Origin of the sequence: Salipiger sp., assembly GCF_048261495.1 — a bacterium.
Classification (GTDB): Bacteria; Pseudomonadota; Alphaproteobacteria; order Rhodobacterales; family Rhodobacteraceae; genus Salipiger.
Genome location: NZ_JBLXFX010000001.1, coordinates 689,369 through 712,144 on the forward strand (window position 1 = coordinate 689,369; position 22,776 = coordinate 712,144).

The window sequence follows — 22,776 nt, forward strand, 5'->3', positions numbered from 1 at the left end:
GGATTTGCCATGAGGCTCCGTGCGGCGATTCTGGCCGGCCTGTCGGCTTTTGTGCTGTCAGGCTGCGATGTCCCCGGAAGCAAGCTTCCCGACTCGACGCCGCAACAGGTGGCCGCGGCGCGGTATCAGTTCCCCGGACCGCCGGCGCTGACCCTCTATACCATGATCAACGAACGCTCCGGGGCCGGGGCGCATTCGTCGATCATGATCAACGCGCCGTCGCAGCGGGTGATCTTCGATCCGGCGGGCTCCGTCCGCGCCAAGAACGTCCCCGAGCTGGGGGACGTGCTCTACGGCATCACCCCGGCAGTCGCAAAGTTCTACGCCAGCGCCCACGCGCGCGAGACCTTCAGCGTCCGCATCCAGCGGATCGAGGTGTCCCCCGCCGTGGCGGAACAGGCGCTGCGCATCGTTCAGGGTTACGGCAAGGTCGGCTCTGCCAAATGCACTGTTGCGACCTCGGGCGTGCTGCGCCAGCTTCCGGGCTTCGAAGGCATCCGCAGCACCTGGTTCCCGAACAACCTCGCCGACCAGCTCGCGCGCTTTCCGGGCGTGACGGAAACCTACCTCCGCGAGGATGACTCCGAGGACAAGTCCGTTGCCATCGCCGAGTTCGAGGCTCAGGCGGCGGGCCAGTAGGCCCCTGCCAGCATCACCACGGCCCCTGCCAGCATTCCGAAAATGACGTTCTTGCCGAGGTAGCCGGCCGCGAGCGCCGCGGCGGCCGCGGCAAGGCGCAGGGGATCCGTCTCGCCGCCGGTGGCGCGGGGCCACAGCACCAGGGGCGCGACCAGGGCGGGCATCACCGCGACGGCGGTGTAGCGCAGGTGCCGCATCAGCCAGTCGGGCAGGGGGCGGTCGCCGATCAACCCGAGGAACACGAAGCGCAGCCCGAAGCTGCCCAGTCCGAGCCCGAAGATCACCAGCCAGAGATCGGTGCGGTCGATCATGCGTCACGTCTCCGTTCGACTTCGGCCCCGGCGACCATGCCGCAGATGGCGGCGGCCAGAAGTCCGAGATTGTAGGGTACGACCGCCAGCGCCAGCGCCGCGACCGTGGCGACCAGTGCCGCGACCATGTGCGCGCCGGTGCGCAGGGCCGGTCCCATCATCGCGAGAAACGCGATGGGGAGCGCGAAATCCAGCCCGTATTCCGGCGGAACCGACTTTCCGATCCACGCGCCCAGCATCGAGAAGAAATACCAGGGCAGGCAGACCGGCGTGACGGCGCCGAAGAAGTAGGCGACCTTTTCCGGGGGCGTCATGCCGGGGCGCTTTTCGTATTCCGTGGCGGCGAGCGCATAGGTCTGGTCGACGAGGAAATAGGCCGCGACAGCGCGTTTCCACAGCGGCAGGTGGCCCAGGTGCGGCGTGATCGAGGCCGAATACATCGCCATGCGCAGGTTGACCGTCAACGCCGAGGCCAGAACGATCAGCGTCGGCGCGTGTTCGTTCAGAAGCTGGAGCGCGGTGAACTGCGCCGCGCCCGCGATCACCACGACCGAGAAGGAGAGCGTTTCGAACACGCTCAGCCCGGCCTCGGTCGCGAGCACGCCGAAGAGCATCGCGAAGGGAATGAGGACGAGCAGGAAGGGCAGCCCGTCGCGCAGGCCGCGCCAGTAGGTCGATCTCAGCTCGGAAGTCATCGTGCGTCTCCGCGATTGGCGTGGCCAAGGCCTATCCGCGCATCGGGGGAGATGCAATCCGGGCCGCTTGTGCGGGGCGGATCAGTCGAAGGTGCCCGCGACCCGGCCCAGCAGCATGAAGGCCCGCGCCGAGCGGGTGCTGGCGAAATCGGTCACGTCGCTGTCGCTCGCCTCGGGTTCGAACCTGGCGAAACCACGGTCGAAGAGGCGCAGGAAATGGTGCGCGGCATCGCGAAAGATCGGGTCCTGTTTCATGCGCCCGGCGGTCAGCGCCAGCGACGACCGGTCCCGGACGCCGCCGAGCCCGGCGATGGCGCGCCCGCGCGTGCCCTTGGCGAAGGTGCGCCAGATCTCGGGACGGGCCATGTCGGGGCGCAGATCGTCCATGTAGATGCCGTCCTGGGAGAGCAGGGTCAGCACGTCCTGCGCCGCTTGGATCAGCTGCGCGGCCTGACGGTCCTTGAGCGCGCGCCGCAGGGCGGCAAACCCGCCCTCGTCCTCGGCGGTTTCGGGAAAATTCAGTGCGCGGATGAAATCGGCATTGGCCAGCGGGGGATGCAGCGCCTCGGCCGGCGTGCCGAGTGACAGGGCCGGCTGGTCCTCGGGCTCGGGGCCCGCGGGCTGCGGCGCGGGCGCGACGGCAACCGTGGCAGACGCGGCGCGGGCGGAGGTGAACAGCGCCAGCGCGGTTTCCGTCTTGCGCTGGGCCGCCGCGATCTCGTCCAGCTTCTTGGCGATGGTGCCGGGCGCCGGATCGCCGCGCCCGCCCTGGGCCTGCGCGATGTAGGCGTTGCGGATCGCGTCGATGGAGGACTGCAGGCGCGCGCTTTCCTCGCGCATCACGCGGCTGGCGCGGGTCGCGGTCGCGGCCACCCAGATCAGCGCGACCGGCAGGAAGATCACCATCGCCGTCAGGATGAAGCGCAGCCCGTCCGTCCCCTCGCCGCCGAGGGTCAGAAAGAACACGCCCGACAGCACCAGCCAGACGAGGCTGAGCGCTGCGGCGGTGATTTCGATCCCGGTGACACCGCCGCGCTCTGGCCGGTCGTAAAGACCGAGCGGGGTCGGGCGGCTGTCGTTGCTGTCGGCCATCCAGGGCGACCCTTCACTTGTAGTCGATGCTGAGGATCTCGTAGCTCTTCTCGCCGCCGGGGGTGCGGACTTCGACGCTGTCGCCTTCGTCCTTGCCGATCAGGGCGCGGGCGATGGGCGACTTGACGTTGAGAAGACCCTTTTCGATGTTGGCCTCGTGTTCGCCGACGATCTGCCAGGTCTTTTCCTCGTCGGTATCCTCGTCGACGACGGTCACCGTGGCCCCGAACTTGACCGAGCCGGAAAGCTTCGCGGGGTCGATCACCTCGGCCAGGGACAGGACGCCCTCGATCTCCTTGATGCGGCCCTCGATGAAGCTCTGCTTCTCGCGCGCGGAGTGGTATTCCGCGTTCTCGGACAGGTCGCCATGCTCGCGCGCTTCGGCGATCGCCTTGATGATGGCGGGACGCTCGACGGACTTGAGCGTTTTCAATTCTGTTTCGAGCGCGGTAAAGCCCGCGCGGGTCATCGGTATCTTTTCCATGGGTCTTTCCGGAACTGTGGCGGGGCCTTTCCCCCGGCCCCGACTGCGTTTCGACGTCTCAAATCATGTGTCGTGCTGTCGCGCAAGAGTGGGCATTGCCCGGCGCTTTGGCAAGGGTCCAGCCCTGCCGCAGGCGTGAAACGGCGCCCTTCCGGCACGCCCCGGGTCGCCGGGCATGACAATCCGCCGATATGGTTGGGCTAACATGACCTTTTGACGCTCTGTTGCGATTGACCTACGCTGCACTGCCGCGCTACCTCGGTGCGCAAGATTATTTCAATACCGAAGCCAGCGGAGGAGTCGGGATGTCCGAAGTCGAACGCGAGTCGATGGAATACGATGTTGTGATCGTGGGAGCGGGGCCTGCCGGGCTGTCCGCGGCGATCCGCCTGAAACAGCTCGACGCCGATATCAATGTCGTCGTGCTCGAAAAGGGCTCCGAGGTGGGGGCGCACATCCTCTCCGGCGCGGTGCTGGACCCGGTCGGCCTCGACGCGCTGATTCCGGACTGGAAGCAGAAGGGCGCGCCGATCAAGGTGCCCGTGCGCGAGGACAAGTTCTACATGCTGGGCGAGGCGGGCAAGCTGCCGATCCCGCATTTCCCGATGCCGCCGCTCATGTCCAACCACGGCAACTACATCGTCTCGATGGGCAATGTCTGCCGCTGGATGGCCGAGCAGGCCGAGGCGCTGGGGGTCGAGATCTTCCCCGGCATGTCCTGTTCCGAACTGGTCTACGGCGACTCCGGCGAAGTGAAGGGCGTGATCGCGGGCGAGTTCGGCAGGAACCCCGACGGTACCCCCGGCCCCGGTTACGAACCGGGGATGGAGCTGCACGGCAAGTACGTCTTCCTGTCCGAGGGCGTGCGCGGCTCGCTCGCCAAGGAGGTGATCGCGAAATACGACCTCTCCGCCGGCAAGTGCCCGCAGAAGTTCGGTCTCGGCATGAAGGAGATCTGGGAAATCGACCCGGCCAAGCATCACGAGGGCCGCGTCGTGCACACGATGGGCTGGCCGCTGGGCAAGAATGCCGGGGGCGGGTCGTTCATCTACCATCTCGAGAACAACCAGGTCTATGTCGGCTTCGTGGTTCACCTGAACTACAAGAACCCGCACCTGTTCCCCTACATGGAATTCCAGCGGTTCAAGCATCATCCCTACGTCGCGGACCTGCTCGAAGGCGGCAAGCGCGTCGCCTACGGCGCACGCGCGATCTCGGAGGGCGGCTACCAGTCGATGCCCAAGATGGTCGCGCCCGGCGTGGCGCTGCTGGGCTGTTCGGTCGGCATGGTCAACGTGCCGCGCATCAAGGGCAACCACAACGCCATGCTCTCGGGCAAGGCGGCGGCCGAGGCGGCCTTCGCCGCGATTTCCGCCGGACGGGCCTCGGACGAGCTGACCGAGTACGAGACCGAGGTGCGCGAGGGCGCGATCGGCAAGGATCTCTGGAAGGTCCGCAACGTCAAGCCGCTGTGGTCCAAGACCGGCCTCGGCGGATCGCTGGCGCTGGGCGGGTTCGACATGTGGACCAACACGCTGGGCTTTTCGCTCTTCGGCACGGTGAAGCACGGCAAGTCCGATGCCGAGATGACCGAGCCCGCCGCGGATCACGCGGTGATCGACTACCCCAAGCCCGACGGCAAGCTGTCCTTCGACCGGCTCACCAACGTGTCGTTCAGCTTCACCAACCACGAGGAAAGCCAGCCCGCACACCTGAAGCTCAAGGACCCCGCGGTGCCGGTTGCCGTGAACCTGCCGAAATACGCCGGCCCTTCGGCGCGCTATTGTCCGGCGGGGGTCTACGAGTTCGTGGAAAAGGACGGCAAGCCGGAGTTCGTCATCAACTTCCAGAACTGCGTTCACTGCAAGACCTGCGACATCAAGGACCCCTCCCAGAACATCAACTGGACGGTCCCGCAGGGCGGCGACGGACCGAACTACCCGAACATGTGACCGCGCTTCGGCGCCCCGCATCACAAAAGCCCCGGCCGGACGCCGGGGCTTTTACTTTATGGGGAATATGCACTTGCAACTGGTCCCGCAGTTCCGTTAAAGCGGTCGGCGGAGAGGTGGCCGAGTGGTCGAAGGCGCACGCCTGGAAAGTGTGTAGGCGGGGAACCGTCTCGAGGGTTCGAATCCCTTCCTCTCCGCCAGAATATCTTGTATGGTTTTGTTTTCAAAAGATAATTTCCAACGGAAAACAAGTGTCCGACCAATAATCCTACCATCAGGTTCTCGCTGCTCCGGAAGTGTCTCTCGGGTCGAAGTCTTCAGGAGTGCTGGCAATGTGTGTCATTCCTACACGACCGGCGAGAATCCTTTGGCCGCTCTTGTGAGTGCCCCGGCTCTCATGTATAAGGCCCCTTAGTTGCGGCTGCTGGGCGCAGCTTCCTGAAAATCACCTCTCTTTGCGCTTAAACCGCCCGATCCAAACTGAGGATCTGCGGATTTTTGCGCGTGGTGAATCCCGATACGGGGCGATGCCCTGTTCAATGTGCGCGAGGTTCGAGCCTTGCCGGCACAGCCGCTTTCCATGTGCACGAGTCGCTATCAATACCGAGACCCCTCTCGGGGAGGCATCATAATACCCCATTTATTGGGGGGTCTGCTCCCTCGTCACTCACTCGCTGAAATGAGGCCCGCGATGCACCATGATCCTGAAATTACCTACCTCAACGTCCAGCAGGTTGCCGAGCGTCTTGGCGTCTCGGCGGCTTCCATCTGGCGCTGGAAGCGCGACGGGGACTTCCCGCGCGCCGTGAAACTCGGCGGTCGCACCACGCGCTGGAAGCTGGCCGATGTCGAGGCCTGGGAAGCCAGCCGGCAGTTCACCTTCGCCCGCGGCCTTCTGGTGCCCCCCGGGCTCTCGCTCTCCGCCGCCTGACACGCTGCAGGGCGGGCCTGTTCCGGCCTGACACGTCTTCACACAATCCAAGCCTTCCCGGCGCGCGATACCGCATCGCGCGGGCGGTCCCTTGCATCTTCACCACACTGGTAGCTCATGACCACGATGTTCTCTCCGCTCGACCCGACAGAAATCGCCCCGGGTCCGACTGCGCCGCTTTCCGGCGCCGATTTCGACGGTGTTCCTGCCGGGTATCAGTGCCGCCACGACGGCGTGTGGCTGATGCAGGCGTCCGAAGAGGGGGATGTCATCCCGAAGCGCCTCTGCTCATCCTTGCGCGTGGTTGCCCTGTGCCGGCGGCACGACAGGTCCGGCTGGGCGCGTCTGCTGGAGGTTCGTGACCCCGATGGCGACGTTCACGCGGTGGTGCTCGACGCGGCCGAGCTTTCCGGCAGCGCGACCCGGTTGCTGAAACCGCTCATCGAGCGGGGGCTGGAGCTCGAGCGTGGTCCGGAGGTCCGCAAGGCCGTGGTCGCGTTGATCCAGAGCTGGCGGCCCACCCGGCGCGTCACCCTGGTCGATACGGTCGGCTGGGGCGACGAGTCGCGTGCGGACTTCGCGCTATGTGACGGGGCCGTCATCGGCACCGGATCCGTTATCCTGTCGGCGATGGCCCGTGACAGGACCGGCGCTGTCGGCCGCGAGGGCACATTGGACGACTGGCGGTGCACCGTCGCCATGCCCTGCCGCGGCAACCCGATCGCCCTGCTTGCCCTGTGCCAGGCCTTCACCGGCCCGCTGCTCATGCCGCTCGGCATGGAGAGCGGCGGCTTCCATCTTGTCGGGGCGTCATCGAGCGGAAAATCTACGGCGCAGCGCGTGGCGGGATCCGTCTGGGGCGGTCCGGATCTGCTGAGGAGTTGGCGGATCACGGACAACGCTCTTGAAGCTACGGCAGCGGCCAGCTGCGATACGCTCCTCCTGCTCGAGGAACTCGCCAAGGTTGATCCGGCGAAACTCGGCGACATCGTCTACATGCTGGGCAACGGCCAGGGTAAGCGGCGCGTGAAGTCGGACGGGCGCAACAATTCGCAGCTCCGCTGGCGGGTGGCGATCCTGAGTTCCGGAGAGGTCACTATTCCTGCGCACATCGCGTCTGGCGGACGGAAGGTCGATGCCGGCCACGAGCTGCGTCTCGTGGACGTTGTGGCCGATGGCGGGCGCTACGGGGCTTTCGATGAGCTTCATGGGGTGGCCACGCCGAAGGAGTTTGCGCAGTCGCTGGTAGCGGCCTCCCGCAGGTGTTTCGGCACGGCGGGGCCGATCTTTGTCGAGAAGCTCATGGCACAGCCGCACGCGTTCGACAGCGCGGCGCTGCTCGTTCGGAAGTTCTGCGAGCAGGCCGCTCAGCGGCATGGGCAGCCGCCGAGCGCGCAGGCCGATCGTGTTCTTAAGCGCTTCGCCATCGCCGCTGTCGCCGGAGAGTTGGCGACGAGGTTCGGACTGACAGGTTGGACGACGGGTGAAGCCTGGAACGCGCTGCTCGCGCTGGCGGAGGAGTGCCTGCTCAGGAAGGATACCGGCACACGGTCCCGGACGGACGAGGCCGTCGCCAGGACCGCAACGTGGATCCGGGGCCATGCAGCCGAAGGTCTCGCACGGCTGACGGAGGGAGGGGCCGCCGGGGCGGACGGCTGGTTCGACGAAGCGCACTACTACCTCCGGCCGGAAACCTGGCGCCGCATCCATGGTGGCAACGCCCGGGATGCCGCGCGATGCCACCGCGAGGCGGATCTGCTGCGCAGCAATGAGGGGAGCAACCAGTATCGCATGCCGCGGATCGTGCCCGGTCAGCCGCGTGTCTACGCGGTGCTTCGGTGTCACGTCGACGGCAGCGGCGGGTCCCGGTCAGCGTCGATCCACTGATCCAAGTGATCCAAGTGATCCAGGACAATCTCGCGATCCAGGCGGTCTGCGTGATCCAGGTGATCCGGGTGATCCGGGTGATCCTCAACTCTATGACGTCCTCGATCCAGAGACTCGAGGGTGGCCGGCGCTAATACACGCATGGCCACCCCCTGAACTTTCCGCGCATCCAGAAAAACAACATGTATATCAGGAGCTTACACATGTCCCACACGTCCCCCGAAGCACCGAAAAATTCCCGCCCGTCGCGCCGCCGCGTCTTCCTCTACGCGCGTGTCTCCAGCATTGCCCAGTCCCACGGTCCCAGCATCGAGGAACAGTTCATCGCCATGACGAAATTCGCACGTCGCAACAAGATGGACGTCGTGGGTCATGATATGGATGAAGAGTCAGCCCACAGCCCCCGCTCAGAGTCGCGTCCCGGTTTCCAGCAGGCTCTCCGGGAAGCCCAGCGTCTCGACGCGGCCATACTTGTATTCAACGTGAGCCGCCTGACCCGGTGGCTGCCCACGGTTGAGCTCATCCGGTCACGTCGCATCCGCGTCTACTCGGTGGACATCGGCTATGTGAAGCGCGAGCGGCTCCTGTCCGAGGTCGCCATGGCGCAGGCCGAGTCCGATCACAAGTCGCAGGCCCGGAAGGCGCTCAAGGCCATTGGTGATCTCCGCAGGAAGCCGCGCACCACCCTGACCGATGACCTCCGGCGCACCGGCATCACCAACAACGTCCTCCGCAGCGATGACAACATTCGTGCCGCCGCGCGCCATCTCGCGACCGTTCCCGGCGTCGAGCACATGACCCATCAGCAGCGTGTCGACGTTCTCGCAGCCGCAGGCATCCTCCGGCTCAAGAACAGCAAGACCTTCAAGACTGGTCAGTGGACGCGCGAGGCCCTTCGCAAGCGCTGGGTCGAGATCGAGGATGAAATGACCCTGCTCCTCGAGGATGATCTTCCCGGTTCACCCTTGCCCTGATCCGGTCAGACGCCCTGCACGCCCCGATGTCCTGCATCGGGGCGTGCGCTTCCCCACGGGTTTCCCGCCCAGACCCAACACACTCCCGCTCAGTCCGTCGCAATAACGAGATCAAGCAGCGCAGTGCTGCGTGATCAGGAGTGTGACCCCATGACGAAGAAGAGCTACCCCCACGCCGACACCCGGCTCGCGAAATTCATCGACCGCAGGATCCTCGAACTCGCGCCGAAGAAGTCGCAGCGCGACATCGCCGTGGAGGCAGGGTTCGTGAACGTGAACATGCTGAGCATGATAAAGGCGGGGGCCTCCAAGCTCGCGCTCGATCGCGTCCCGGCCCTGGCGCAGGCGCTCGAGACCGACCCCCGGCACTTCCTTCTCCTTGCGCTCGAACAGGCCGGCCTCGAGACCGTGCAGGGCGCCATCGCCGACATCATCGGCACGGTGCTCACCGCCAACGAGGTCGCCTGGCTTCAGGAACTGCGGGATGCCTCCGACGGCACCGACCCCCGGCTCACCCAGCGCGCCCGGGCGGCCATCCGCGGGATCTTCGGTAAATGACCCGGCACGTGGTGGAAGGCTTCACACTGCCGGATCGGAGCAAATACCTCACAGCCGAGGAGATGGCCTGGCTCAGCTTCCTGCGTGACCTCCACTGCGGTCATGTCAGGTCGCCCTCTCTGCTTGCAATACAGGCGCTCGGGGCAGCAATTAAGGACGAGCGCTAGGATATGACCTGTGCACGATCCGCGCTGTAACGGGGATACATCAGGTGTGCGGCGGGACGCAGCGTCGTCCTGCTTTTGATCTTGGCTGTGCGATTTTCGGGAATTTTCGGGAATCAGGAATTGGTAGATACTTTTCCGGCATCAACACGAGTCCCAGTGGTTCCAACGGAAACGGTCGCGATCGCGCCAAGAAAGTTCCGGGCGAGTCCAAGGCCGACAGCTATAGCCAATCTACAAGTTCCCATTCCTGCGGATGGCATCCGTCACTTTGCGTGACGCATTTCTCAAGGGTGCATGATGAATTCTTACAGTGATTGCGAAGGCCGCTACCATGCCTGACACACCTCTTGCCTGGTGGTCGCAATTCCAGGTCAACACGCAAGATGCGGGCCCGACGAGCGACGCCCAATATGCGCCCGTGACGATCGAGCTTTCCACCGGATATATTGTCGTGCTTTGGTTGGACGAATCCGATTCATGGCCGGCTGGGAATCCGGGAACCGAGGTCGTCGGCCAGTTGTTTGATCCGCTTGGCAACAAGGTGGGTGACGAATTCCTGGCATCGGACGGGACCACCAGTGAAGTTGGCTACCCGTTTGATGCGGTCGCCCTGCCCGGCGGACGATTCGCTGTGGTCTACACTGACACCGACATGGAAGCCTTCACATATGCACTGAAGGTGACGGAATGGACCATCGTGGCCGGAGGTATTGGTCCGTCGACCACCATGCAAATACCCACATCTGCCGGCCCATATTCGTTGCTCAGATGCCCTTCCGTGGCCGCGCAGGCGGATGGCAGCTATCTGGTCGCCTACGAGCACGTGTCCGGCTTTTCCGGCGTGTCGACGGTCCGCGCCGTGAGGGTTGCCACAGACGGTGCAATGGGTAGCGAGATCGTTCTGCTGTCTGCCGGTCAGGATCCTCACTGGTTTACCGATGTAGCGGCTCTGGGCAACGGCGACTATGTCGTCGTCTCGGGCAATGGCGTTTTCGATGATATGGGTATTTCGTATCGCCTGACCAATGGCACCAGTGCCTTCGGGGACGAGACTGCTGTCGCCGATACTGCGACCAACGAAGCGCGCGACGACTGGCCCTCTGTCGTCGCGCTGAGTGGCGGCGGCTTCGTGATCTCGTGGTCGAACGACGATCTGGTTGACTACGATGTCGCGTTCCAGCGGTTCGATTCAGCCGGGGCGCCACTGGGCGGGGTCACTCCGGTCAATGATCTGGGCGACGGGGACCGCAACGTCCAGAGTCACCTGATTGCACTTGCAGATGGTGGTTTTGTTTTTTCGTTCGAGGACAGTGCTGCCAGCCGCATGTCGCTGCGCCGCTTCGATGCAACGGGTGTCGCGGTCGGCAACATGGTCACCATCGACTCCGGAGGCGAGGGCGACCCGAACGGCATCGGCCTTGCCGACGGACGGTTCGTCGTGAGCTGGACCTCGCGCCGCATCGGCAGCCCCGGTGACGTCGGCGGATCGGGACTCAACGTCCGGGCGCAGATATACGATACTAGGGATGCCTGGGCTCCTCCCGGTCCGAACCAGACCTCGAATTGGCAAGTCGGAACCATCTTCAGCGAGTCGGTCGTGGGAGGGGACGGAGATGACGTCCTACATGGATGGCTCGGAAGCGACACGGTTCGCGGAGGAGGTGGCAGCGATACGATTTACGGCGGACACGACAACTTGTTCGGCGATGATGGAAACGACTTCTTCATCGTCCACGCTGGCGCGCTGGACCATGTTGACGGTGGGGCAGGCGTGGATGCCCTCTATGCCAGGGACTCGTCCGTTGGAATAAACATCGATATGGCCGCGAACCTTTGGAACAATGGTCGCGATACATGTGGACTTGTCTCCATCGAATCTGTCTACGGAACAAGGTTCGCAGACCATATGTTTGCCGGGAATATCTCCGGTGTGACGTTGATGGGATGGGGCGGCAATGACACCTTGATTGGCGGAGACTTCCATCAGGCGCTCAATGGTGAGGATGGTGACGACCTGATTTATGGCGGCGGCGGACACGACGATCTATTCGGCGTCGCAGGTGCTGATACAATCTTCGGAGGCACCGGAAATGATGTCGCCTACGGTGGTGCAGGCTCGGACTCCATATTTGGCGACGCCGGAGATGATACCCTGTCGGGCGCATCGGAGAACGATACCCTCTACGGGGGGACAGGATCCGACGATCTGTCCGGGGGGGATGGGAATGATGCGCTGCGTGGTGACGACGGAGCTGACACACTTCGGGGAGATGAGGGCAATGATCTCCTCATAGGCGGCGGCAATACCGACAGCCTGCTAGGGGGGGGCGGTAGGGACACGCTCCAGGGCAACCTCGGTAACGACACGATGGAGGGCGGCGCCGGGAACGACAGCGCGGTCGGCGGCGATGGGCGCGACCTCGTGCGCGGCGACGACGGCAACGACACCTTGCAGGGCAACAAGGCCAACGACACGCTCGACGGCGGCGCAGGCAACGACAGCCTGCTCGGCGGCGACGACAACGACTCGCTGCTTGGCGGCAGCGGGGCGGATACGGTCTCCGGCGGCAGCGGCAACGACTACATCGAGGGCAACGGCGAGGCCGACAGCCTCGCGGGCAATGCCGGGCTCGACACCCTGCTGGGCGGTCTTGGCAACGACACGCTGAACGGCGGCTCGGACGGCGACCTGATGTATGGCGAGGACGGCAACGACTGGCTCGACGGCTCGGACGGGGCGGACACGCTCTATGGCGGCAACGGGACGGACACGCTGGTCGGCGGCGCGGGAAACGACCGGCTGTTTGGCGGCGCCGGGCCGGACACATTTGTCTTCGCAGGCGTGTTCGGCAACGACTCGATCCAGGGCTTCGCGACCGGTTCCGACCGGATCCAGATGACGGGCATCCCGCAGGCGAGCCTGACGCTCTCGGCCTCCGGCGGCAATACGCTGGTCGAGGTCGCGGGACAGGCGGACACGATCCTGATCGTCGGCACGGTGCTTACCGATTTCTCGGATTTCGTGTTCGTTTGAGAATAACGGGCCCCGCGACTTTCCATTCCAGGTCGCGGGTCATTGAGTGTGTGAGGTCCAATGTGTGTTCGACCGTGCAGCAATAATAAAGCCCATGTCCGAACAGGCAGGGGCGTGAATGATTTATTGTCTTTTTGCAGAATTGAAATTCTTCTGAAATCTTCCGTCTGCGCTCCCCGGAACACCAATCGCGGCATCGAACCTCGGGCAGTAAAATCCATGTCATTCAGCATTATTTCCTCTTCCGGGATGCGGGCTGTAATAGTAATCTTTCAGTCACGCCACTTTGCCATAGGGTGCAATCCATGATTACGCGCGGCTTGACCATTCTCTTTGCCCTTCTCCCCGTCTCTTTATCCGCCGCTCCGAAAGCCGACCCCGGCTCCGAGAAGCTTTGCCCACGCTCGGCCTATCAGCAGACCGTCGAAGGTGTCTGGTTCGAGGACGACCTCAAGACGGAAGCGCTTCTTTTCCGCCTCGCCTACAATTCCAATGGAGAGGCCTGTTATGCCTGGCTGAACGCCCTGCCGTCCTGGAAGATCGACAAGGCCGGAGAGGCGAAGGGAAAGATTTCCTCCAAGGGGGGAATGCTGACCTTCAAGGGCAAGTATGCCGTCGTCACCCTCGATCCCAAGACCGGCAACACGACCTTCGCCCGCCCCAACAAGAAGGCGAACACCTTCGGCCGTGTGACACGCTGACCGGGGAAAGATTGTCGGCCGGCAAGGTCATTGTGTATCTTCTCGGCCAACGCCAGCAACGAAATGGTGTCGAGACGTTATCTCGGCATCAGGATCGTTGTGGGACAGATCGGTCCGGCTTTGCCTGTCCGGCCGCACGTTAGCCGAAGGTGCCGATCAGACTGGCACGATCCAGACCGGAACGGTCGCTGATCATCTCAACGCTGGTCGGCTCCCGGCCCGTTCGCAGGGCGACGTGCCGGCGCTCAGGGAGGCACTGAGGGGGCAAGCTAGGGGGGCTGCCGACGCCCCATGCCCCTCAGTGAGTCTCTCCGGGGCTGTGCAGGACATGTGCCCCGGTCAGTCCCGTAGCACGTTGAAAGCGCTCTTGATCAAACCCTGGGGCATGAACACGACCACACCACATGTAGTATGTCCTTCAGAACTTGTCTGACGTTGCGTGACTGCTTGACGGAGACTTGCCGCCCTTGCGCGACCTTTCCCTGCGACAACGTTCCGACGCCGGGAGGGAAAGGTGGACGTAAAGTTTTCGAGGCTCAGAGGTAAAGGCTTTGCCTTGTCTGAAACCCCGGCGCAAGGTCGAGGTAAAGGTGCGCGGTCTGGCAAATGCTTCTATTTTATGAATCCTGCGTGTCCACGTTTGCCTTTTTTCCGATGAGCAGCTTTTCCAGGCGAATCTCTCGCAGTTTTGCCTCACGATTTTCGCTGGAAACTGCCTCTTCACATCATCCCGGATCTCGAAGAGATCAATACCTTGTGCTCCCCAGTTGGCAGTCCGGTGCGCGCCGCAGCACTTCGGAGCAAGGGCAGCACCTGAAGGTGGACTCCAAAAGGTCACGCGGGTCGGGGCCGAGGAATGGCCAGACGTCACCATTTCCATGAATGAAAGCGAAGTCCTAGGGTGCCCGAAGAACTCGATGGGGATGCGTCGGGTCCTCGGAAGGATTCGGTGGTCAAATCTGCCTTTGCCGAGGAAATAGAAATTGTCATATGGAAATCTTGGAATACTCTGCTATCAGAGAATCATTAATGGTGAGAATGTGATTAACGCATGGGGGAAGGCCGACGCGCAAGAAAGGCGCTTCCATCACCTCGCACATCATAGCGCTGACGTCTCGGCCGTATTCTTAGAGCTTCTTACCTCGACGAAGTATCTTGATCGTATGCAGGCTGCACTTGGACGCGACCTACTTGAAGATGAAATAACTTGCATGGCTGCTCTGGTGTTCCTCCACGACGTTGGGAAACTTGCGCCCGGATTTCAGGCCAAGGCTCGACCAGAATTGGCGGTGCCGAGCAAGCGCGGGCATCTCGAAGCCGGTTGGTTTTGGCTCGAGCGTGCTAATGAATCAACCTTGGCAGGTGCTATGGATAGTCTCGCGACTTGGACGGAGTTTCTGAATTGGTTTCATGCCATTCTTGCTCACCACGGTCGCCCTGTTCCTTTTCCGAGTCTTGGCCACTCAGCCGCAGCATTTCCTCCGACCATCGAGAATTATGATTGGAAGGAAGAGGAGCGCGTTCTTGGACGAGCTTTGCTAGAATGGTTTCCGGCTTTACGATACTCGTCTCCACCCCCGTTGAAACCGCGACTCCTTCACCTCTTTTGCGGTCTAGTGACGCTTGCCGATTGGATTGCCTCCGACCATGAAGTGTTTCCGTATGTGGCAGAGTTTCGCGATGACTATTGGGCGATGGCGCAAACCCGTGCCAATAGTCGTGTTCGAGACATGGGGTTTGCCATAGGGTCTCTGAAACTGCGCGGGCCACCGTCCTGGGCGCTCATATCATCTCATGGATCGCCGCGACCTGCCCAGACCGCCGCGGGAAAGATCTCTCCGCAGGAAAACCTCATTCTGCTGGAGGCCGAGACAGGTTCTGGCAAGACCGAGGCAGCTATTTGGCGTTTCGCGTCGCTTGTCGAGGCCGGCGAAGTGGATGCCCTATATTTCGCCGTGCCAACGCGCGCGGCCGCGCGCCAGCTTCATCAGCGGGTCAACCTGGCGCTTGATCGTATGTTCACCACACGCACGGAAGCCCTGCTTGCGGTTCCGGGGCAGGTGATCTCGGGGGACACGAGGGGCAGACGTCTGCCGGATTTCAAGTTTCTGTGGGAGGACGGTGAAGCTCGACCAACCCGCTGGGCGGCAGAACATTCCGCACGCTTTCTCTCCGCGCAGATCGCCGTGGGCACGATTGACCAAGTCTCGTTGGGAGCGCTTCAAGTCAAGTTTGCACATCTTAGGGGCGCGGCGCTGTCGCGTGCCCTGCTGGTCATAGACGAAGTTCACGCGTCGGACCCCTACATGACCGAAGTTCAGTCGGCGATGGCACGCGATCACCTCGCGCTCGGTGGGCATGTTATGCTGATGTCAGCGACCCTAGGGGCTGCCGCCAGAGCGAAGTGGTTCGGTAATGAGGCACGAGATCTGCATGCCGAGTCTGCAAGGCCCTATCCGGCCATCTGGACCCAGGCAGGATGTCATCATGTGCAGAGAGAGGAGACATCCGGCAAGACGATTGCAATGACAGCACATATTGGTTGGACAGGCGACGCTGCCGCGCTGCTAAGTGTGCAAGCGGCGAACCTGGGTGCTCGGGTGCTCGTGATCCGCAACACTGTCTTGCGAGCGCAGGAGACTTTTTTGGCGGTTCGCGACCGAGCGCCTTCACTGCTTCTGGCGGTCGACGGGGAGCCGACATTGCACCACAGCCGGTTTGCTGCCGAAGATCGGGCGATGCTTGACGAGGCTGTCGAGTTTGCCATCGGCAAGGACAGCGCCAAGGGTGGGCGTATCGTGATCGGAACCCAAACGTTGGAGCAATCCCTCGACCTCTGCGCGGACCTTCTGATCACGGATCTCTGCCCGATGGATGTGCTGCTCCAACGGGTCGGTCGACTTCATCGCCACCGGCGGCCACGACCTTCCGGGTTCGAGGAGGCCCACGCGGTGGTGTTGTGCCCGGAAACCGGTCTCGATCCGCTTGTCACCCGGCAGGAGAATGGATTGGGAGCGAACCCGGATGGTCCGAGCCTGGCCGGTATCTATGTTGATGTGCCGGGCCTTGCCGCGACACTGTCGGAGATAGAAGAGCGGCCAATCTGGCGTATCCCGGATATGAACCGGTCTCTGGTCGAGGCCGCAACGCACCCGGAGGCGCTGGACCGTATTGCGGAGGCTCGCGGCTGGCAGAGCTACCGCCAGCGCGTGACGGGGCGTGCACTGGCCGAGATGCAGACGGCGAAGCTCGCGATTCTCGACCGCACCAAGCCGTTGGCGCCGTTTCCAGACGATCAGATCCTGCGCACCCGTCTCGGCGAGAGCGGAGTCGTGCTGCAGTTGCCCGAGGGGACGATTGGCGCCTTTGGCAAACCGGTCAGGACAATGTCCCTGCCTGCGCATTGGTCCCGTGGAATGACGGGGGAGGAAGTCGTCGCGGTGGAGGCCGGTCCGCCGATCAGTATGACTGTTTCTGACATGGTGCTGACTTACGGTCCTGAAGGACTCAAGAAGGGAGAGCCCGCATGAGATGCGATCTGCTGAACGACGCGCTGATCCGGACGGGCGGCGGGGCAGAAACGCTCCCCGGTCTGTTTGCTGCCATGAGCCGAGGGGAGGTCACGTCGTTTCCGGCGCTCAGGCCGCATCAGCGACCGGCGTGGCACATGTTCCTGGTCCAACTTGCCACGCTTGCCTTGTCGAAGTCGGCATTGGCGGACCTGCCGGAGGATCCGGAGGTATGGAGAACGGCGCTGCTGGGCCTCACCCCGGACTTCCCTGAGGGTGAGCCATGGCACCTGATCTTGTCTGATCGCACCAAGCCCGGGTTTCTCCAGCCTCCCGACCCCGGCGGCCTCAGGTGGACGCCGGTCAACACCCCTGACGCGCTCGACATGCTCATTACGTCGCGGAACCACGACCTGAAACGCGACATCGCCCGGCACGCCATGCCGGACGACTGGATCTTCGCACTTGTCAGCCTTCAGACGATGGAGGGCTTCGGCGGCGCCGGGAACTATGGCATCGCCCGGATGAACGGCGGCTCCTCGTCACGGACCATGATTGGACTGGTTCCTGCGCGCCCAGGCTCGGTCGAGGTCGATCCATCGGCCTGGTGGAGGCGGGACGTGTCCCATCTGCTGGAAGAGCGCGTAAATGACGCGCGCAAGGCACTCCTCTGGACAGCGCCCTGGCCAGATGGTCAATCGTTTTCGCTGGGAGACTTGGACCCGCTCTTCATCGAGGTATGTCGCCGCATCAGGTTGGTTGATGTAGATGGGCGAATTGCGGCCGAGCGCAGCACCTCGAAGGCAGCTCGCATTGATGGAAGGGCTGCGAAAGGCAATACGGGCGACCCTTGGGCGCCTATTCATGTCGAGGGCAAGAGTTTCACGCTGGGAGACCAGGACTTTACGTATGAGGTGCTGGTTAGACTACTGTTCAAGACCAACCCGGAATGGCACAAACCGCCGATGGCGCAGCCCTCCTCCGAGGAGGAACGGCAGCCCATGCTGCTGATTGCCGAGGCATTCTCGCGCGGGAACTCCAAGACCGACGGCTTCCGTTCGCGAGTGGTGCCTGTGCCGAAGGCCGTGATGCCACGGCTGTTCCGCGAACGGGTCTGCGACGTTGCTGACGGTGTGGTCAAGGACATTGCCGATGCCGGGCTGGCGCTGCGCGACGCGTTGGCCAGAGTTGCCAACGAGGGCCGGCCGGAGAGACCGAAACAGGAGCACTACGGCCGGGTCGCACCAGCCAGGGAGGCGTTCCGGCGGGACGCCGACCTCTTTTTCTTCCAGGAATTGTGGACGCGGGCGACAGCGAAGCACGACGATGATGTCAGCCCGATGCGCTTCGCATTCCTTTCCCAGCTTGCATCGATCGCATGGCAAGAGTTCGAGGCAGCGTTACCAGCCATTCCCTGCGCGAGCCTGCTGCGGCCCAGGGCGGAAGTGCGGGGCCGCACGGAACTGGCGCGCAGGCTGGCCTACTTGATCAAGGATTTCAAACAAGCGGAGGAGGCTCATGTCTGATCCCGACGATAGAACGGCGCGCTGCGCTCTATCCATCGCGGCGGCGCTGGCCGCGGCTGGACCGGGCGAGAAGGCCGAAGCTCGGCGTATGGACGAGCGCGGGGCACCGGTCTTCTGGCGCCACGCAGCGCGGCTCGGGATTTCCCCTTCGCAGGAGGCGTCTTGGTTGCAGTTCACCCGCATGGTGGCCCTGATGACGCCTGCGACGGTGACAACTTCGATCCACTCATCCGCTGACAGGGTCGGAGCCGTGTTGGCCACCGCCGGCCTGTCCGAGCAGCGCTTGGCCCGACTGCTCGCGGCACGCGGAGAAGCCCGGCTGGAGGCGCTGGAACGCGCCATCCGCATGGTATCCCGCAAGCACCACAAGATCGACGTCGTGGGCCTTGCGCGCGCCGTTCTCGGACAGGGTGGCAATGCTCTGGCCCGCGATTATTACCGAGACCACGCCCAGAACGAACCCGAAGAGGACGCCCAGAATGGCTGACCCCCGTTTCCTTCAGATCCACTACCTCGCCCCCTACACGGCGGCGCTCCTCAACCGTGACGACGCGGGCCTGGCCAAGCGTCTGCCCTACGGAGGCGTCCTGCGCACCCGTATCAGTTCCCAGTGTCTGAAGCGGCACTGGCGGCTGGCCGAGGACCCCCACGCGCTCAGCCGTATCGACGGCGCCGACGCGGCCTTCCGCTCACGGGAGACGGTTGATCGCAAGGTGCTCGCCGGGCTGCCGGACGGGATCGACGAGGGGGTGCTGAAGCCAATCCGCGAAGCGATACTGACCGCGGTCTACGGAGACAAGGGCACTGAACTAAAATCGCGGCAGACGTTGCTGCTCGGGGAAGTCGAGATCGCATACCTAACGGGGGAAGCGCGCCGTCTCATCGGCGAAGCCGGCGGAGACGCCAAGGCGGCCAAGACGCTTGCGACCGACTGGCACAGGGCCCACAAGGCAAACCTCAAGGCGCTGAGTGAGGGTTCAAAGCTGCCGGGCGGTCTGACAGGCGCCCTGTTCGGCCGCATGGTCACGTCCGACCCCAAGGCCAACATCGACGCGCCGGTGCACGTCGCGCATGCCTTCACCGTCCACGCGGAAGAGGCCGAGAGCGACTACTTCATCGCCGCCGACGATCTGGCACGCGACGAAGACACCGGCGCCGACACCATCCAGGAAACCGAACTGACCTCCGGGCTGTTCTACGGCTACGTCGTGATCGACCTGCCGGGTCTGATGGCCAATTTCGGGGGAGACACAGCGCTTGCTGGGCAAGTTCTGCACAACCTGCTGTATCTCATCGCCGAGGTTTCGCCGGGGGCCAAGCTCGGCTCCACCGCGCCCTATTCCCGAGCATCCTTACTGATGGTCGAAGCCGGCGATCGTCAGCCCCGAAGCCTAGCCGAGGCTTTCCGCGATCCCTGCTCAGCCAATACCGCCGCGGCCGTGTCCAGGCTCTCCAGTCATCTGGCGGCACTGGACACGGCCTATGCCACTGGGGAGACCCGCCGGGTCATGTCGCTGGCCAACACCGATGTCCCGGGCGCCGAGCGCGGAACATTGGCCGATCTGGCAGTTTTCGTCGCGGAATTGCCCGCATCGCTTGTCAGAGAGCCGGCATGACGCTCCGTTGGTTGCATCTACGGCTCTCGGCGCCGCTTCTCTCTTTCGGCGGCGTCGCCATCGACCACGTCGGCCCTACCCGAGACATGCCTTCTGCCTCTACGCTGACCGGGCTCATCGCGAATGCAATAGGCTGGCGACGCGAGGAGAGCGCCGCTCATCAGGCATTGCAGGACCGTCTTGTATTTGGAGCGTTGATCGTTCGGCAGGGAAGGCTGCTGACCGATACTCAGAACGCAAAGCTTGAGGCGAGGGATCGTGGCTGGACCACTTTGGGCCAGCCGGAAACACGGGCGGGCGCCACTTATGACAGCCCTCACCGTCGTCGGAGAGACCATCTGGCCGACCACGATTGCCGCGTCGTCCTGAGGCTAACCGGTGACTATGCTCCGACAATAGACGACCTGGCGCAGGCGCTGGACCGCCCGGCACGTCCGCTCTTCATAGGAAGGAAGCATTGCCTGCCTGCCGCACCCTTGCTCGTAGGCTGGACCGAAGGCGCGACTGCCCACGACGCACTCCTCTCACTTGGTCTATCGGGGCGCGGAGCCTGGCCCGTTGAAGTCGAAACAGATGCTGCATTGGCGCGAGATCTCGCTGATCTGCGCAATTGGCGCAGCGGGCTGCATGGTGGCAGCCGCCACATCGTGGAAGGGGTGATCGCATGACGCTTCACCTGATCGAGATGCCCATCGCTCTCAAAGACCTCCATCAATGGGCAGCAGGTCGCAACCTCGGGCGCGGTGTCTTCGACGAAGGTCTGGCACTGCACCATCTCCTTGGGGAAATATTCGGTCCTGCTGTGCTGCAGCCATTTCGGCTCATGCTGGCCCCACGCGCCAAGCACGGGACGCTTTATGCATATGCCGGCGCGGATGCTTCTGAGCTCCGAACAAGCGCGCGGCAAAGTCTTACGCCTTCACTGGACGAGGTGGTCCCGCTGGACCGAATGCGCTCAATTTCGAGACCCGAGACGGCTTGGACCGCCGGCCAGCGCCTCGGGTTTGACGTTCGCCTTCGTCCGGTTGTTCGGCTGGCAAACGCAATGTCGGGCACCACGGCTTCGGGCGAGGCGGTCCGGTTTGCGAAGGGTGCAGAGATCGACGCCTTCCTTGCGCGGAGCATGCGACAAGAAAGTGCTTCCCGAGAAGCCGTATATATTGACTGGCTGGCTGCACGTCTCGCCCCGGTCGCAGAACTGGAACCGGATGCCTCACGCCTGACTTCATTCCGCCGCCTCTCCGTGACTCGCAAGGGGCGCTCTCTCGAAGGCCCGGACGCGGCGGTCCATGGCACCTTGCGGATCGTCGATCCTCTTGGCTTTGCCGATAGGCTCGCTCGGGGTGTCGGCCGACATCGCGCCTACGGTTTTGGAATGCTTCTGCTTCGCCCCCCCCAGAGAACTGCGCCGTGCTGAAGGGACGTCTGGGCCTCGACAGCGCCAAGGTGCCCCACGCCGACAGGGCAGGCTGCCTCTATCTGGCACGGGGCGCGCTCACGGCGAGGGATGGCACCCTCGCTTTCCTGCAGGGAGAGCGGACAGTGGCGGACGCGCTCGATCCCGGCGACTACGCCATTCCATTGCAAGGTGTGTCGATCGTGTTGCTCGGACCCGGATCGACTGTCAGCCACGATGCCTTGCGTCTGCTCGCCCATGCTCGCACGGCCCTAGCGGCCGTGGGAGAAGACGGGGTGCGCCTCTACACGGCGCCGCCTATGATCCCGGATCGCTCCGGCCTGGCCCGCATTCAGGCGCGGATCTGGGCGGACGAGGATCTTCGGATCATGACGGCTCGGCGCATGTATGCGTTCCGGCTGGGAGAAGTGTTGCCTCACTCGGACCTCAACGTCCTACGTGGAATCGAGGGATCTCGGATGAAGGAATTCTACGCGCTCCAAGCTCAGAGGGCAGGCATTGAATGGAGGGGACGGCGGTATGATCGGGCAAATCCATCTTCCACGGATCTACCCAACCAAGCGCTCAACCATGCCGCTTCTGCAGTCGAAGCAGCAGCTGCCATTGCCGTCTGCGCGACCGCGACCATCCCACAGCTCGGGTTCATCCACGAGGACCCGGGGCAGAGTTTCGTTCTCGACATCGCTGATCTCTGGCGTGACAGGGTCACGGTGCCCTGCGCATTTCGAGCCGCGAAGGCGGCCAAAGAGCGGCCTGACGAGAACGTCGAAAGGCTGACACGCCGAATGACGGGGGAAGCTTTGGCCAAGGACGGAATAATTCCGGCAATGATCGAGCGTATCAAGGCTCTGATCGAGGGACGAAACGACTGATGCCCTTGACTATGATCGTGACGCGGGATGTCGAGATGCGCTATCGGGGGTTTCTGACCTCTGTCATGTTGGAGATATCATCTGGGGTCTACGTTGCACCCGATATGTCGGCGGGTGTTCGCGAACGCGTTTGGTCCGTTATGTCGGATTGGTGGGACACTCTGGGTCGTGGCAGTCTGGTCCTTGTGTGGCGCGAGTCTTCTGCGGTAGGCCACCTTCGCATCGAGACTCTCGGCGAACCCCCGAAGGAAATAGTCGATGCCGATGGTGTCCTGCTCGTAAGACGTGTGTAGCTGCTACATTTCTCTCCTCACCGCTCTTTGACATCGTCGAAAATTCAATCTCTTATCGCCAAGAGGCTCCCCCGCGTGTGCGGGGATAGACCCGTCCAGTTCGGCATCGACTTTGCCG

At 63.3% G+C, this 22,776-nt stretch carries 21 protein-coding genes and 1 tRNA gene; 18 read left to right on the top strand and 4 right to left on the bottom strand.

Features of this window, described 5'->3' with window-relative positions; genetic code table 11:
• The first annotated feature begins 9 nt into the window (after window positions 1-9).
• Window positions 10-639 (top strand): hypothetical protein, encoded by a 630-nt coding sequence (locus ACN0RJ_RS03240; protein ID WP_417723385.1) that lies wholly within the window; start codon window positions 10-12, stop codon window positions 637-639.
• On the opposite strand, the gene ACN0RJ_RS03245 is transcribed toward ACN0RJ_RS03240, so the two are convergent.
• The 4 genes from ACN0RJ_RS03245 to greA form a co-directional block, all read right to left on the bottom strand.
• Window positions 621-950 (bottom strand): AzlD domain-containing protein, encoded by a 330-nt coding sequence (locus tag ACN0RJ_RS03245; RefSeq protein WP_417718373.1) that lies wholly within the window; start codon window positions 948-950, stop codon window positions 621-623. The genes ACN0RJ_RS03240 and ACN0RJ_RS03245 overlap by 19 nt on opposite strands.
• Complete coding sequence (locus ACN0RJ_RS03250) at window positions 947-1,645, bottom strand: AzlC family ABC transporter permease (protein ID WP_417718372.1); 699 nt, start codon at window positions 1,643-1,645, stop codon at window positions 947-949. Before ACN0RJ_RS03250 ends, ACN0RJ_RS03245 begins: the two co-directional genes overlap by 4 nt.
• A gap of 81 nt (window positions 1,646-1,726) precedes the next feature.
• Window positions 1,727-2,737: a hypothetical protein gene (locus tag ACN0RJ_RS03255; RefSeq protein ID WP_417718371.1), complete on the bottom strand. Its 1,011-nt coding sequence runs from the start codon at window positions 2,735-2,737 to the stop codon at window positions 1,727-1,729.
• A 13-nt stretch (window positions 2,738-2,750) separates the two neighbouring features.
• On the bottom strand, window positions 2,751-3,221 hold the full coding sequence (gene greA, locus ACN0RJ_RS03260; protein ID WP_417718370.1) for a transcription elongation factor GreA: 471 nt from the start codon (window positions 3,219-3,221) through the stop codon (window positions 2,751-2,753).
• A gap of 305 nt (window positions 3,222-3,526) precedes the next feature.
• Between greA and ACN0RJ_RS03265 the strand changes: the two genes are divergently transcribed.
• From ACN0RJ_RS03265 to cas2e, 17 genes are all read left to right on the top strand, one after another.
• A complete protein-coding gene (locus tag ACN0RJ_RS03265) occupies window positions 3,527-5,173 on the top strand; it encodes an electron transfer flavoprotein-ubiquinone oxidoreductase (RefSeq protein ID WP_417723408.1) in 1,647 nt (548 codons plus the stop codon).
• A gap of 110 nt (window positions 5,174-5,283) precedes the next feature.
• Window positions 5,284-5,373: transfer RNA gene (locus ACN0RJ_RS03270), tRNA-Ser, on the top strand.
• A 491-nt stretch (window positions 5,374-5,864) separates the two neighbouring features.
• Window positions 5,865-6,104, top strand: a complete 240-nt coding sequence (locus tag ACN0RJ_RS03275) for a helix-turn-helix transcriptional regulator (protein ID WP_417723386.1) — start codon at window positions 5,865-5,867, stop codon at window positions 6,102-6,104.
• A gap of 117 nt (window positions 6,105-6,221) precedes the next feature.
• Window positions 6,222-7,991: a DUF927 domain-containing protein gene (locus tag ACN0RJ_RS03280; protein ID WP_417723387.1), complete on the top strand. Its 1,770-nt coding sequence runs from the start codon at window positions 6,222-6,224 to the stop codon at window positions 7,989-7,991.
• Between the two features lie 5 nt (window positions 7,992-7,996).
• Window positions 7,997-8,125 (top strand): hypothetical protein, encoded by a 129-nt coding sequence (locus ACN0RJ_RS03285; RefSeq protein ID WP_417723388.1) that lies wholly within the window; start codon window positions 7,997-7,999, stop codon window positions 8,123-8,125.
• Window positions 8,126-8,194: 69 nt separating this feature from the next.
• The gene (locus ACN0RJ_RS03290) at window positions 8,195-8,965 is read left to right on the top strand and encodes a recombinase family protein (protein WP_417723389.1); all 771 of its coding nucleotides are present in this window, start codon (window positions 8,195-8,197) and stop codon (window positions 8,963-8,965) included.
• Window positions 8,966-9,115: 150 nt separating this feature from the next.
• Window positions 9,116-9,523 carry an XRE family transcriptional regulator gene (locus ACN0RJ_RS03295; protein ID WP_417723390.1) on the top strand — a complete coding sequence of 136 codons (408 nt, stop codon included), beginning with the start codon at window positions 9,116-9,118 and terminating at the stop codon, window positions 9,521-9,523.
• 498 nt (window positions 9,524-10,021) lie between these two features.
• A complete protein-coding gene (locus ACN0RJ_RS03300; RefSeq protein ID WP_417723391.1) occupies window positions 10,022-12,724 on the top strand; it encodes a calcium-binding protein in 2,703 nt (900 codons plus the stop codon).
• A 320-nt stretch (window positions 12,725-13,044) separates the two neighbouring features.
• Window positions 13,045-13,425: a hypothetical protein gene (locus tag ACN0RJ_RS03305; protein WP_417723392.1), complete on the top strand. Its 381-nt coding sequence runs from the start codon at window positions 13,045-13,047 to the stop codon at window positions 13,423-13,425.
• A gap of 983 nt (window positions 13,426-14,408) precedes the next feature.
• The gene (gene cas3 / locus ACN0RJ_RS03310; protein ID WP_417723393.1) at window positions 14,409-16,955 is read left to right on the top strand and encodes a CRISPR-associated helicase Cas3'; all 2,547 of its coding nucleotides are present in this window, start codon (window positions 14,409-14,411) and stop codon (window positions 16,953-16,955) included.
• Window positions 16,952-18,460: a hypothetical protein gene (locus ACN0RJ_RS03315; protein WP_417723394.1), complete on the top strand. Its 1,509-nt coding sequence runs from the start codon at window positions 16,952-16,954 to the stop codon at window positions 18,458-18,460. The genes cas3 and ACN0RJ_RS03315 overlap by 4 nt, the downstream gene beginning before the upstream one ends.
• Window positions 18,453-18,947, top strand: a complete 495-nt coding sequence (casB, locus tag ACN0RJ_RS03320; protein ID WP_417723395.1) for a type I-E CRISPR-associated protein Cse2/CasB — start codon at window positions 18,453-18,455, stop codon at window positions 18,945-18,947. Before ACN0RJ_RS03315 ends, casB begins: the two co-directional genes overlap by 8 nt.
• Complete coding sequence (gene cas7e, locus ACN0RJ_RS03325) at window positions 18,940-20,076, top strand: type I-E CRISPR-associated protein Cas7/Cse4/CasC (RefSeq protein WP_417723396.1); 1,137 nt, start codon at window positions 18,940-18,942, stop codon at window positions 20,074-20,076. Before casB ends, cas7e begins: the two co-directional genes overlap by 8 nt.
• Complete coding sequence (gene cas5e, locus ACN0RJ_RS03330; protein ID WP_417723397.1) at window positions 20,073-20,744, top strand: type I-E CRISPR-associated protein Cas5/CasD; 672 nt, start codon at window positions 20,073-20,075, stop codon at window positions 20,742-20,744. The genes cas7e and cas5e overlap by 4 nt, the downstream gene beginning before the upstream one ends.
• Complete coding sequence (locus tag ACN0RJ_RS03335; RefSeq protein ID WP_417723398.1) at window positions 20,741-21,493, top strand: type I-E CRISPR-associated protein Cas6/Cse3/CasE; 753 nt, start codon at window positions 20,741-20,743, stop codon at window positions 21,491-21,493. Before cas5e ends, ACN0RJ_RS03335 begins: the two co-directional genes overlap by 4 nt.
• Window positions 21,487-22,365: a type I-E CRISPR-associated endonuclease Cas1e gene (gene cas1e, locus ACN0RJ_RS03340; protein WP_417723399.1), complete on the top strand. Its 879-nt coding sequence runs from the start codon at window positions 21,487-21,489 to the stop codon at window positions 22,363-22,365. The genes ACN0RJ_RS03335 and cas1e overlap by 7 nt, the downstream gene beginning before the upstream one ends.
• A gap of 11 nt (window positions 22,366-22,376) precedes the next feature.
• The gene (gene cas2e / locus ACN0RJ_RS03345; protein ID WP_417723409.1) at window positions 22,377-22,658 is read left to right on the top strand and encodes a type I-E CRISPR-associated endoribonuclease Cas2e; all 282 of its coding nucleotides are present in this window, start codon (window positions 22,377-22,379) and stop codon (window positions 22,656-22,658) included.
• Window positions 22,659-22,776: the final 118 nt, after the last annotated feature.